The organism is Streptomyces hydrogenans, assembly GCF_014656075.1.
Lineage (GTDB): Bacteria > Actinomycetota > Actinomycetes > Streptomycetales > Streptomycetaceae > Streptomyces > Streptomyces hydrogenans.
Genome location: NZ_BNBS01000178.1, coordinates 1 through 12,194, shown reverse-complemented (window position 1 = coordinate 12,194; position 12,194 = coordinate 1). Strand labels below are relative to the sequence as shown.

Sequence of the window (12,194 nt, the reverse complement as noted above, 5' to 3'; positions counted from 1 at the left end):
CGCCCTTGGGGCGGCCGGTGGTGCCGGAGGTGTAGATGAGGGTGGCGAGCTGCTCCGGTGCGATGTCCCCGACGGCCGACTCGACCGCGTCCGGGTGGTGGGCGAGGTACGCGTCGCGGAGCCGCTCCAGCTCGGCGAGGGTGAGCACGTCGAGCCCGTCGAAGCCCACCGTCTCCGGGGCGGGGTCGAAGAGGATCGCGTACCGGAGGCCGGGCAGGGCGTCCTGGTGCGCGGCGACCTTGGCCAGCTGCCCGGCGTTCTCGACGAAGATCGCGCGGCTGTCGGAGTCGGCGAGGATGTACGCCGTCTCCTCTCCGTTGGTGCTCGGATAGACGGCGGTCGCCGCCGCGCCCGCGCACATCACGCCCAGGTCGGCGAGGATCCACTCCACCCGGGTCGAGGACGAGATGGCCACCCGTTCCTCGGTGCGCAGTCCCAGCGCGAGCAGCCCGGCGGCGATGGCCTTCACCCGCCGGGCCGTCTGCGCCCACGTGAGCGAGTGCCATTCCTCGGAGCCGTCCTCACGCGCCACGGGGAACCGGTACGCCTCCCGCTCGGGGGTGGCCTCGACGCGTGACAGGAAGAGGTGCGCCACGGAGTGCGGGCGGTTTTCGAGAAGGTACTGAGCGGAACTCATGTCGACCTCCGGGCCCGGGGGCACCCATCGCAGTTGATTGACTGGACGGTAACTTGTGGGCGCCGGTGAGGCTAGGCCCCAAACCCCTTGCCGTACAAGGAAATCGACGGCGGGGAGGTGGGGACCCGCGCGCACCCCGCGTTCCGGAGGCCCTCGCGCCCCTCAGGCCCCGGCGGCGAGGTCGTGGCCGGTGACGGCGCGGGTGTAGGCGTGCAGGGCGGCGATCACCTCGGCGCGGGTGCGGCGGCCGGCGAGGACCTCCATCTGGTAGCCGTCCTCCACGGCGACGAAGGTGGCGGCCAGCAGGCGCGGTGGGTCCTGGAGGGTGAAGTGGCCCTGGGCCCGGCCCAGTACCAGGATGCCGGAGTACACCGCGATCTGGCGCTCCGTCAACGCGCTGTCGAGCGCGGCCGCCCTGGCGTCCCGCAGACACCGCGGCCAGTACTCGAAGAGCAGGCGGGTCAGCGCGTCGTCGGGTCCGGTGGCGACGCCGTGGTCGATGCAGGCGCGGAGCTTGTCGCGCGCGTCGTCGAAGCGGTCGGCGATCTCCTCGCGCTGCCGGCTGTACCGCTCGATCGCCTGCTGGTACGTCTCGTGCACGAGGGCGTCCAGGTCGCCGTAGTAGAGCACCGCGGCGGGGGTGACCCCGGCCTCCTCGGCCACGTCCCGCAGGCGCAGGCCCTCCAGGCCGCGCGACAGGAGCGCGCGCTGCACGGCCTCGCCGAGTTCGGCACGGCGCTGCTCCTTCCCTCCGCCCTTCTTCGCCGCCATCGCAGCCCCTCTCTCACCCGAGTTCACTGCCGGGAAGTTTAACAGGATGCGTCGAACGCTTGACGGACCAGCGCGACAGCTCTTAAATCCACGTTTAACAAAGCTGGCCCCCTCCCTCTGGAGTCCGCACATGACGAACCCGACCCCCGCGGCCGGGCCCGACGGCGGAGCCGTCGCCCCGCCTCACCCCTCGCCCCCGCCGGACAAGGGCCTGCGCCACGGCTCCGTCGGCCTGCTCGGCGCCGTCGCCCTGGGCCTCTCCTCGGTGGCGCCGGCGTACAGCATCGCCGTCACCCTCGGACTGGTGACGCTGGCCGTCGGACGGTCGGCCCCGGCCGCCCTGCTGCTGGGCTTCGTGCCGATCCTGCTCACCGCCTTCGCCTTCCGGGAGCTCAACCGGCGCATGCCGGACTGCGGAACCACCTTCGTGTGGACCACCCGGGCCTTCGGACCGGTCGCCGGGTGGCTCGTCGGGGGCTGGGTGGTCCAGATCGCCACGCTCATCGCGATGACCGCGCTCTCCAGCGTGGGTGCCACCTATCTCCTCCAGACCGTCGGTCTCGACGCCGCGGCGGACGACCCCGCGGTGGTGACCGCGACCGCGGTGCTGCTGCTGGCCGCCGTCACCGCGGTCGCCCGGCGGGGTCTGCGCCTGGCCGCCTCCGTCCAGTACGTGCTGCTGGGCCTGCAACTGCTCGCCCTGTTCGGCTTCGGCGCCGCGGCCCTGCTCCGCCCGCACGCCGCCACGCTTTCCGCGGCCTGGCTCGACCCGCTGGCCTTCGACGACTTCGGGTCCTGCGCCCAGGCGGTCCTGCTGTGCCTGTTCATCTACTGGGGCTGGGACTCGCTGATCACCGTCAACGAGGAGACCAGCGACAGCGACCGCGTCCCCGGCAGGGCCGTCCTCGTCTCCACCTTCGTCCTGCTGGGCACGTACCTCTTCACCGCCTTCGCCGCGCTCTCCTTCGCCGGCACCGGCGGCACCGGGCTCGGCCTGGGCAACCCCGTGATCGCCACGCACGTCCTGGCCGGCCGCGGCCGGTCCGTCCTCGGCGCCGGCCTGGCCAAGGTTCTCGAACTGGCCGTGTGCGTCTCCGCGCTCTCCGCCCTGCTCACCACCCTGATCAGCAGTTCCCGCGCGACGCTGTCCATGGCCGCGCACGGCGCCCTGCCGGCCACGTTCGCCCGCGTGCACCCCCGGCACCGCACCCCGGCCACCGGAACCCTGCTCTTCGGCACCGCCGCGGCGGGACTGCTGGTCCTGCTCCAGCTGCTGTCCCCGCGGTTCCTGGGCGACGCCATCCTGTCCATCGGCCTGCTCATCGCCTGCTACTACGGCACGACCGCCCTGGCCTGCGTCTGGCACTTCCGCGGGCAGCTGCGCGACTCCCCGCGCGACCTGCTGCTCAAGGGTGTCCTGCCGCTGCTCGGAGGGCTCATGATGCTGGCGGCCTTCGTCCGCAGCGCCCACGACATGTACGACCCCGCCTACGGCAGCACCTCCTTCCACGGCGTCGGAGGAGTCTTCCTCCTCGGCACCGGTTCCCTGGCCCTGGGCGCCGCGGCCCTGCCGCTCGTCCGCTCCCGCCACGCCCGTTTCTTCCGCGAGGGCCGCAGCGCCGTCGCGGACCCGACCGTCAACGAGGACTGACCACCATGCGCACTCTCGCCATCGCCGCCCTCCAGACCACCCCCGTGCCGTACGACACCGAGGCCACCTGGACCCGCTTCGCCGACCAGGTCCGCGCCACCCGCGAGCTGTTCCCGCACGTGCGGCTCGTGACCGTCCCCGAACTGCTGCTCGCCGCGGAGGGCCCCCTGCTCGGTCCGGCTCCCGCGGGCTGGACGGAACAGGTCGCGACGACCGCACCCGGACCAGTCACCGACCGCCTGTGCGCGCTCGCGGTCGAGACGGGCCTGTGGCTGGTGCCCGGCAGCGTCTTCGAACGCGCCGAGGACGGACGCGTCTTCAACACGGCGCTCGCGATATCCCCAGAGGGCGAGATCGTCGCCCGCTACCGCAAGGTCTTCCCGTGGCAGCCCTACGAGAAGGCGACACCCGGTACCGGCTTCACCGTCTTCGACATCCCGGACGTCGGCCGGGTGGGCCTGGCCATCTGCTACGACGGCTCGTTCCCCGAGACCGTGCGCCAACTCGCCTGGCTGGGCGCGGAGGTCGTCATCCAGCCGACCCTGACCACCACCCGCGACCGCGAGATGGAACTGGTCTGCGCCCGCGCCAACGCCTGGACCAACCAGGTCTACGTCGTCAACGTCAACGCCGCCGACCCGGCCGGCGTCGGCCAGAGCACCGTCGTCGACCCGGAGGGCACCGTCCGCCAGCAGGCCGGACACGGCGAGGAGGTGCTCGTCGCCGGCCTCGACCTCGACGCCGTCACCCGGGTACGCCGTTACGGCTCCGCCGGCATCAACCGGCCCTGGACACAGCTCGCCCGCTACGGATCGACGATCGAACTCCCCATGTACGGGGGCACGTTCCGCACGCCCGACTGGCTGAAGGACGACGACGCCGGCTAGGCCGACGGCGAAGCCCGCGACGGCCGCCCGCTCTCCTCCCGGGTCGCACGTTCTCAGGCGTGGCCGGCCGGGCGACCTCCCGGGGGTCGTGCGCGCTGAAGACGGTTTCCTGGTCCGCGCGGTCGCGGTGGAGGGCGCGGAGCGGGTCGCGGGTGGCGATCCGCCGGGTCGCGGTGTCGGTCTGCGCCCTTCCTGGACGGGAGCGAAGGCGGTGTGGGACCACGGTGGGGTCCGCTCGATCGCGTCGTGGTACATGTACGCGTCGCCCGCGTGCAGGAACCACCTCCCGGCACCGTCGCGCACGGCGACGCCCGCGTGTCCGGCTGATTGGCCCGGGAGCGGCACCAGCAGCAGCTCACAGGCATCCCCAGCGCACGCGCCGTGGGGGATGCCGAACCACCGGGTTCTGGCACAGAACCCGGGGAGCCGTCGCGGAGCGTTACCCCGGTGTTCGAATGCGCTCGTTGATCGGCTACTCAAGGGCCAGGTAGTCAGGTGACGGATGAACCAGCTCGGGGTGCTCCACTACGTACCGATCGCCGTGGATCGACAGCATTGCCCAGTGCCATGCCTCGTCGTGGAAGATCAGCCCGCGGAACGACGCCTCAGCCGACTCGTACGGGTAGTGCGCCAGGGCGGCCTCCCTCGCCTCCTCCGGCGTCAGCCCGCCGTGATGCCGCATTACCCATGCGTAGCCACGCCGCTCGGACTGCAGGTAGTCGAGATACTCGGCTTCGTTCAATGTCACGGCGTCAGGGTAGACCGGTCGCCGAAGGGGGCTGCGTCTCACTGAAGCGGGATCATTTTTCGGAGCGGGTCGAATCCGGCTCGTCCGTAGAGCTGCCGCTTGATCTTCTTGATGCGGTTGATGGCGCCCTCGATGCTGCGGAGCTCCAGTCCGGGGTGAGCCCGGCTGCCACAGCGTCAAGATCTCGGAGTAGATGGAGTACGAAGCCGGTGAGGCCGGGAAGCCGGCTGGCATCGGCGGCGCCGAGACCGGTGTCGGCCAGGATCAGCCCGTCCGTGTCCGTCTCGATGAGCAGACAGTGATGCACGGTGGCCGGCTCGCCGGCCACCGACCCGATGGGCAACACCCGGGCCGCGGGTGGCCGGCCACTCCTCATGTCGGACGGCCGACGCGTGACGGCACCGGACCGGGCGGTCCTCCCGCCCGGGCGATGAGTTTCCGCGCCGGTCCCGGTCGTACCTGGTGAGCACATGGGGCGGACCTGCGCGCACGAGCGTCGACGCGCACGCGGAGCTCGCACGGATGCGGCCCGCGGGCCGTCGTCGTTCACCGGGGGTGACCCGCACGACGGCGGTCCGGTTCTCGTCGAAGGCTCCTGAACAGGTGGGAGGCATCATGGACAAGCAGTTCACCGCAACCCTGCGGAAGAGTCCGGACAAGGGCGGCTGGACCTATGTGGTCTGGCCCGAGTCGGTCGAGTTCTTCGGGACCCGCGGCCTGGTGAAGGTCCGGGGCACGATCGACGGCCACCCCTTCCGGAGTTCCTTCATGGCCATGGGCGACGGCACGCACAAGCTGCCCGTGAAGGCGGAGGTGCGCAAGGCGATCGGCAAGGCGGAAGGGGACTCCGTGACGGTCCGCCTGGAGGAGCGGTTGGACGGGTAGGCCATGTGAGACGGGGGTGGGCGCACCGTCCGGGCGGCGGCGGTCGGGGCCGCCGGTCACTGCCGCTCCGATCACCCCGCCGGGGCGGGACGCCTCGTCCGTACGCTCCACCAGCCGTCGACCTGCGTGAACCGGACGGGATGGTCGAAGCAGGCACTGGCCTGAAGGCCGGCCAGGATCTCCCCGACTCGTCCCGCGACGAGGCAGCGGCCGTCGCGCAGCAGCATCGCGTGCGTCGTCCCGGGCGGAAGCCCCTCCAGGTGGCGGTCGACCGGCACCGAGGCCGGTTCGAGACGGGTGAGACCGAGTACCTCCAGGCGGTCGATGAACTGCTCCCTGCCCGCGACGTCCAGGCCGGTCGCGGGATCGTCGAGCAGGAGCGGCCGGGGGCCGGCCATGAGCGAGCGGGCGATGAGGGCTCGGGGCCGCTGCCCCGGGAGAGCACCGGCCGACGCGCCTCGCGCAGGCCGCCGAGGCTGCGCAGGCCGAGGAGGCTCTCGGCCGCGGCGGTTTCGGCGTGCGTCGGGACCAGCGGGGACTCGTTCGACGCCGCTCGTCAGGCCGGTCAGCACCACGTCCCGCACCGTCAGGAGCGAGCGCAGCGGGTGCCGGGGGCCCACGTGGCCCACGTGCGAGCGCAGTCGGCGCATGTCCACCCGGCCCAGGCGCTTCCCCAGGGCATCGACCGTGCCTCGGCGGGGGCACAGATCACGTAGGGCCACTGGCCGGTCGGCACCGAACTGTCCGCCGAGACCGCCCCGGCCAAGACACTCGGTTTCGGCTGTTCCACGGTCCGGGAGGCCCTGTACGCCCTGGCCGGCGCGGGCCTCGTCCGGGCCCGCCAGGGCTCCGGCGTGTTCGTCGTCGCCACCGAACCGGCCGAGGACTGGCCCACCCGAGTGCGCCGGGCAGCTGTCACGCACGTCTACGAGGTCCGCAGGTTCGTCGAGGTCGAGACCGCCCAGCTCGCCGCGTGGCGGCGTCCCGAGGACGACCTCACCACCATCGACTCGGCCCTGGCGCGCCGCCCCGCCGCCCCGCCGCCCCCACGAGCGGAGGACCGCGCACCGTCCGGACGGATCCTCCCGCCCTCCCGGCCTGCCGCCCGGCGCGTCGGGGCGGGGGCACGGCCTCGGGGCCGTTATACGAAGCCCCTTTCACGTAAATATTGACGTATATGCGAAGAAATCGGACACTCGATGCAGAAGGCCCTTCACTTCTAGGAGGAGGCATGACTCGACGATCCGCATCTTCCGTGCCCACCTCCCCCGGCGTTCGGCGACGGGCGCCCGGACGGCGCGGGGCCGGACCGAGCCGGCGGACGGGGACCGCCCTCCGTCTGAGCGGCGAGTTCGGCAAGGCGCCGACCGCAGAGTCTCACGGCGCCGGAGGGCACGCGAAAGGCCCGAGAGGGCCCGTGAACGGCGAGCTGCTCCGCCGGACCCGGCGCATTCTCGCCGAAGCCGGTTACGAGCCCGGCAACGGGCTGACGGCCACCGCCGACGGCCCCGACATCCTGGTCTCCTGGCATCCCGACTCGCTCATCCGGCCCCTCATCGCGGCCCACGCGACGGACCCCGACGTCCACAGGGCGGCGGAGATCCCGGGGCTGCGCACCGCGACCGCGACGGCGCTGACGACGGTGTTCCTGGAGGCCGGCCTCACTCCCCTCCCCCACCCCGACGGAACCCTGCGCATCGTCGCCGGCCCCTGAAACGACCGTCACACCCCGCGCCCACCCGTCACGACACTCGACGTCGGACGCCCCACCGAGCAGACGCACGGCAGGACGTTCGACCGAACGGAACGCGGTACCGCCCTCGCGTCCGGGCGGTGCCGGACCACCGGATCCGACGAAGGAGGCTCAGCGCCATGGGCCGCTCAGCACGCCCCGCTCCCCCTCTCCGACCGCGCTCCGCGGCCGCCGTCCGGCGACGGGCCCTCGGCGGCATCCAGGAGCCAGAGAACCCGGCGGCCGCGCCCACGGACAAGGCGCGGACGCTGTCCGTGTCGCTCTTCGCACGGTTGCGGGAGCTGGACGAGGGGACCCCGGAGCACGCGTACGTCCGCAACACGCTGGTCGAGCTGAACCTCAGCCTCGTCCGGTTCGCCGCGCGGCGCTTCCGGGGCCGTCCGGAACCCACCGAGGACATCGTCCAGGTGGGGACCATCGGGCTGATCAAGGCGATCGACCGCTTCGAGCCCGATCGCGGGGTCGACTTCTCCAGCTTCGCGCTCCCCACGGTGGTCGGGGAGATGAAACGATTCTTCCGCGACACCGGCTGGGCAGTGCACGTGCCGCGCCGCATGCAGGAACTCCGCATCGAGATCGCCAAGGTCTCCGACGGCCTCGAACAGGACACCGGCCACCGGCCTAGCCGGACGGAGCTGGCCGAGCGGCTCCACCTCACCGAGACCGAGGTCGCCGAAGCGGAACTCGCCGCCAACGCCTACACCGCCCGCTCGCTCGACGCACCTCTCGGCGACGACGACACCGCCGCCCCACGGGGCACCGACGGCCGCCGCACCGCGGCCACCGAACCCGCCTACGACCTCATCGACGACCTGACGTCCCTCGGGCCGCTGATCGACCGCCTCGACGCACGCGACCGGGAGATCCTCTCCCTCCGCTTCGGCCAGGACCTCACACAGGCGGAGATCGGCCGCCGCGTGGGCCTCTCCCAGATGCACGTCTCCCGCATCCTGACCCACATCCTCGGCGAGCTCCGCACGGGCCTGCTGACCGACGACCCGACGGCCGACACGGCCCCCGAGCCCCGCCGGCGCCCCCAGCCCCGGAACGCCTCCCACCCCCGGGACGGCGACACGTCCCCGCACCGGAGTCCGTCCCGCTAGACGGCTCCGGGCGCTCCCTCCCGGGCGGGTTCCCCTGATGCCAGGGGGTCCGGAGCGGCGGGAGGGGCGGCGGCACGCAGCGCCGCTTCGACGCGACGGTTGGTGGTCATGGACGCCGTGACGGCCGTCATCGCCAGGAGGAGGACGGCGGCGGCGTAGAGCGGGGTGCGGATGTCGTGGGTGGCGGCCAGCCAGCCGCCGAGGAAGGCCCCGAGGGGGGCGGCGCACATGGCCAGCATGCGGGAGGTCGAGGCGACACGGCCCATCAGGTGGGCCGGCACGACGGCCTGCCGGAGGGACGGGGCGAGCACCATCGTCGCGCCCATGGCGGCCCCGCAGACGGCGAGCGCCAGCCCGGCCACGTACGCGTTCGGCGCGGCGGCCAGGCCCAGGATGGCGAGCCCTTCCACGGCGGCCGTGCAGGTCAGCGCGGTGCCGGTGCCGAGGCGTCGGCCGAGGGTGGAGGCGATGGCCGCACCGAGCAGGCCGCCGGCGGCCTCCGCCGTGAGCAGCAGGCCGAAGCCGTAGGTGTCGATGCCGAGGCGGTCGTGCGCGAAGAGGGCGAGGACGGTCTCCACGGCGAGGAAGGCGACGTTCCCGACCGCCGGGCGGAGGGCGAGCCCGAGCAGCAGGCGGTCCTTGAAGACGTACGCGGCCCCGGCGCGCGCCTGCCCGAGCAACGACTCGCGGGCCTCCGGCGCGGACCGGGCGGGGGCGGCGGGAAGCGAGCGTACGAGCACGGCGGAGGGCAGGAACGACACCGCGTCGGCGAGCAGCGGAACCGCCCTCCCGAGCGCGAGCAGCGCACTGCCCGCAGGCGGCCCGGCGAACCCGGACATGGCGGTCTGGGCCCCGCGCAGACGGGAGTTGGCCCGCTCCAGGAGCACGGGGTCGCGTCCGAGGAGGTCCGGCAGATAGGCCGTGGCGGCGGTGTCGAAGAACAGTCCGCCGAGGCCGAGCAGGAAGGCCACCGTCGCGAGCAGGGGAATGCTCAGCGCGTCGAGGGCCGCCGCTGCCGCCGGTATCGCGAGCAGCACCGCCCGCGCCGCGTCCGCGACCCACATCGTGCGCCGGCGGTCCCAGCGGTCCACCAGCGCACCGCCGAGCACCCCGAAGAGCAGCCACGGCAGCGTCCCGGCGGCCGTGACGACGGCGAGGGCCATCGGATCCCGGGTCAGCGTCAAGGCGATCAGCGGCAGCGCGGCGTGCGACACGCCGTCCCCGAGCGAGGACACCGTCTGCGCGGTCCACAGCCGTCCGAACCCGCCGGGCAACTTCTTCTCGTCCAGGGTCACTTGGCGTCCCCCTCTTCCCGCGCGCGCGATGCCGGGTGGAAGAGGGCGAAGACGAGGGAGGTGTCCGGCAGCGTCGGATCGGAGAGCTTCCGGTACTCGTCCGCCAGGGCCTGCAACCGCGCCCCCAGCTCCGCGAACTGCTCGTCGGTGAGGCGCAGGTGCGCCATGCCCACGTGCCGCTCGCTCTGCGCCGACGACGCCTCCAGGTCCGCCACCGCGTGGCGCATCAGCACGTCCGGTGCTCCCTCGCCCGGATCCGGCAGCGCGATCGTCCGCGCGGCCATCGCGTAGTACCGCTCGGTGACGCCCCGGACCTTCCGGGTCCGCACCACCTTCACCAGCCCCGCCCGCTCCAGGAGCCGTACGTGGTAGCTGGAACTCCCCTTCGCGAGGCCGACCCGCTCGGCGATCTGCGTGATCGTCGCCGGCTCGAAGCGGAGCACGGCCATGATCCGGTGGCGCGTGAGGTTGGAGACGGCGCGCAGCTGCTCGTCCGTGGTGACGTGGATCGTCTCGGGAAGGTCTTCAGGAGGCATGCGAGCAATGGTCAACGATTCTTGACCATTGCGCAAGGAGTTTCGGAGGAACGGGGAGCGCGTTCCGAACCCTGCGCGGATGCGGTCCTGTTGACGCCCAGGGGCACGTCAGCGGGGGCGGTGCCCCGGATCGGCCGGTTCCGCCGCGGTCGGCGGGACTCCCGTGAAGGCGGCGCCGACGAGTGCCAGGACGTAGTCCGTGTGCTCCTGGCTGGTACCCGTGCCGTTCGGGTTGAGGGAGTACACCACGCGACGCCTGAGGTCGGGCGTGGTGAAGAACCCGTTCTCCCATCCCGGGCGCGAGCCCGTCTTGCCCCAGACGGTCACGCCGTCGGCGAGGGTGAGGCGCATCAGACCCACCGGGGCGAAGCACGCCTTGCCGGCGGTGCCGCAGTGCCTGTTCCGCGGCGCGTTGGGGACCTCGGGGACGGAGAAGGCCAGTTTCCGCACGGAGGGCGGCAGCAGCCGGCCGCTCAGGAGGGCGGTCAGGAAGCGGTCGAGGTCGGCGGTGGTGGTGATCATCCCGCCCTCGGCCCACGGATACGGGCTCTGCCGGGTGACCTCGTCCGCCCCGACGTACACCCGGGCGTGCGGGCCGGGGATGGAGACGTCGCCGGAGGCCGGAAGGCTGGTGTGCCGCAGCCGGAGGGGCCGCAGGATCCTGTGGTCGAGCTCCTCGCGGAAGGAGTTGCCGGTGACCTTCTCGACGACCAGACCGACGACCAGCGTGTTGAGCCCGTTGTACTGCTGGACGGTGCCCGGCGCGGGCCGGTGCCGCCCCCTGGCGTCGTCGGCGGCGGCGAGCGCGAGGGCGTCCCGTACCCCGTCGCCCGGCGTGACGCCCATGAGCCACCACCCCGGCCCGTTCCTCGGCGCGGGCGTCGGGGCGGGCGCCGGAAAGCCGCTGGTGTGGTCCAGTACCTGGCGAACCGTCACCCCGCCGTATTCGGCGGGGATCAGGTCCGGAAGATGGGACCGGACCGGGTCGTCGATGCCGATCCTGTGCTCGGCGACGAGCTGCAGTGCGACCGTGTGGGTGAAGGCCTTGGTCACGCTGCCGATGCGGAAGTGGGCGTCGGCCGTCACCGCACCGGCGGTGCCGGTCCACAGAGGCCCGCGACCCGGCCCGTCCACCCTGACCAGCGCTCCCGCGTGGTACCCGGGCAGCGGCGCGAGCCGCTGCGCCAACGGCTCCGCGTCGAAGCCGGGGAGGTGGCCCCGGGCGGTCGCCGCGGCCTCGGAGGGAGCGTCGGCGGCACGGGCCGTCGCGGCCGGGACACCGACACCGAGCGTGAGGGCGACCGTGGCCGTGCCGGCCACGACGAGGCGGTGCAGTGCGGTCGTGCGGTGTCGCATGAGGGTGCTCCAGAGGTCGTCGGCGCGAGGTGCGGTGGCACTCCCGAACGACTCCGACTCTCCCCTCTCCGCAGGTCGTCGGCGATAGGTGATCACCCGGAGACCGGCCCCGACTCCCCCCGGACGACGCCCCTGACACCCACCTGCCGCGGAGGCTGCGACACCGTCGGGAGAGGACCGGCGCCGGGAACCCGAGCCGGTCGACTCCCCCGAACCGGAACACGAACCGGAACCCAAGCCCGAACCGGAACCCGGACGCCGGCTCGCCCCGCCCACCCGCTCCACGACTCAAGTCCGGGCCCCTTGCCGGTCTTTACGGGGGGTCTTCACGTCCGCCACGCAGGTGGCGCCGCCGAGGCAGTCGCGGATCTCGTGGCGGGGGACGGCGCCGGTCCAGCGGAGGAAAGCGTTGCCGCGGAGTTCGAAGCGGACGCCGCCCTGGGCGTACAGGCGCATGACGGAGTCGGCGGCGCGGAAGCGGCGCGGGCACGTCGGCGAGCGGGCCCGCCTGCGGCGATCCGGCCGCCGTCCGGCAGGAGGCGGCCTTCGGCGGCGACCCGACGAACGGCGTC

The 12,194-nt window shown here is 73.0% G+C and carries 13 protein-coding genes and 1 pseudogene; 6 read left to right on the top strand and 8 right to left on the bottom strand.

Going from position 1 to position 12,194, the window contains the following annotated elements:
• On the bottom strand, positions 1-637 hold a 637-nt coding region (locus IE321_RS38435; RefSeq protein ID WP_190226333.1), incomplete at its 3' end, for an AMP-binding protein.
• Between the two features lie 162 nt (positions 638-799).
• A complete protein-coding gene (locus IE321_RS38430) occupies positions 800-1,408 on the bottom strand; it encodes a TetR/AcrR family transcriptional regulator (protein WP_043221824.1) in 609 nt (202 codons plus the stop codon).
• 130 nt (positions 1,409-1,538) lie between these two features.
• On the opposite strand from IE321_RS38430, the gene IE321_RS38425 reads away from it, so the two are divergent.
• Both IE321_RS38425 and IE321_RS38420 read left to right on the top strand, forming a co-directional pair.
• Positions 1,539-3,059 carry an APC family permease gene (locus tag IE321_RS38425; RefSeq protein WP_190226332.1) on the top strand — a complete coding sequence of 507 codons (1,521 nt, stop codon included), beginning with the start codon at positions 1,539-1,541 and terminating at the stop codon, positions 3,057-3,059.
• A 5-nt stretch (positions 3,060-3,064) separates the two neighbouring features.
• Complete coding sequence (locus IE321_RS38420; protein ID WP_190226331.1) at positions 3,065-3,946, top strand: carbon-nitrogen hydrolase family protein; 882 nt, start codon at positions 3,065-3,067, stop codon at positions 3,944-3,946.
• A 472-nt stretch (positions 3,947-4,418) separates the two neighbouring features.
• On the opposite strand, the gene IE321_RS38415 is transcribed toward IE321_RS38420, so the two are convergent.
• A complete protein-coding gene (locus tag IE321_RS38415; protein ID WP_190226330.1) occupies positions 4,419-4,694 on the bottom strand; it encodes a hypothetical protein in 276 nt (91 codons plus the stop codon).
• 615 nt (positions 4,695-5,309) lie between these two features.
• Between IE321_RS38415 and IE321_RS38410 the strand changes: the two genes are divergently transcribed.
• Positions 5,310-5,579, top strand: a complete 270-nt coding sequence (locus tag IE321_RS38410) for a DUF1905 domain-containing protein (protein ID WP_190226329.1) — start codon at positions 5,310-5,312, stop codon at positions 5,577-5,579.
• A gap of 71 nt (positions 5,580-5,650) precedes the next feature.
• Here the strand turns inward: IE321_RS38410 and IE321_RS42565 are convergent, their stop codons facing one another.
• Positions 5,651-5,977 carry an ATP-binding cassette domain-containing protein gene (locus IE321_RS42565; RefSeq protein ID WP_229916766.1) on the bottom strand — a complete coding sequence of 109 codons (327 nt, stop codon included), beginning with the start codon at positions 5,975-5,977 and terminating at the stop codon, positions 5,651-5,653.
• 318 nt (positions 5,978-6,295) lie between these two features.
• Between IE321_RS42565 and IE321_RS42560 the strand changes: the two are divergent.
• The 3 genes and pseudogenes from IE321_RS42560 to IE321_RS38395 form a co-directional block, all read left to right on the top strand.
• Positions 6,296-6,616: pseudogene (locus IE321_RS42560) on the top strand (FadR/GntR family transcriptional regulator); the annotation flags it as partial.
• A 380-nt stretch (positions 6,617-6,996) separates the two neighbouring features.
• On the top strand, positions 6,997-7,293 hold the full coding sequence (locus IE321_RS38400) for a hypothetical protein (RefSeq protein WP_190226328.1): 297 nt from the start codon (positions 6,997-6,999) through the stop codon (positions 7,291-7,293).
• A gap of 158 nt (positions 7,294-7,451) precedes the next feature.
• The gene (locus IE321_RS38395; RefSeq protein ID WP_190226327.1) at positions 7,452-8,435 is read left to right on the top strand and encodes a SigB/SigF/SigG family RNA polymerase sigma factor; all 984 of its coding nucleotides are present in this window, start codon (positions 7,452-7,454) and stop codon (positions 8,433-8,435) included.
• Here IE321_RS38395 and IE321_RS38390 read toward each other — a convergent pair.
• The 4 genes from IE321_RS38390 to IE321_RS38375 form a co-directional block, all read right to left on the bottom strand.
• Positions 8,432-9,709 carry an MFS transporter gene (locus IE321_RS38390; protein WP_373316662.1) on the bottom strand — a complete coding sequence of 426 codons (1,278 nt, stop codon included), beginning with the start codon at positions 9,707-9,709 and terminating at the stop codon, positions 8,432-8,434. The genes IE321_RS38395 and IE321_RS38390 overlap by 4 nt on opposite strands.
• Positions 9,710-9,726: 17 nt before the next feature.
• Positions 9,727-10,266, bottom strand: coding sequence for an ArsR/SmtB family transcription factor (locus IE321_RS38385; RefSeq protein ID WP_043221833.1), 540 nt, complete (start codon positions 10,264-10,266; stop codon positions 9,727-9,729).
• A 108-nt stretch (positions 10,267-10,374) separates the two neighbouring features.
• The gene (locus IE321_RS38380; protein ID WP_190226325.1) at positions 10,375-11,622 is read right to left on the bottom strand and encodes a serine hydrolase domain-containing protein; all 1,248 of its coding nucleotides are present in this window, start codon (positions 11,620-11,622) and stop codon (positions 10,375-10,377) included.
• Positions 11,623-11,910: 288 nt separating this feature from the next.
• Positions 11,911-12,078, bottom strand: a complete 168-nt coding sequence (locus IE321_RS38375; RefSeq protein ID WP_190226334.1) for a hypothetical protein — start codon at positions 12,076-12,078, stop codon at positions 11,911-11,913.
• Between the last annotated feature and the right edge of the window lie 116 nt (positions 12,079-12,194).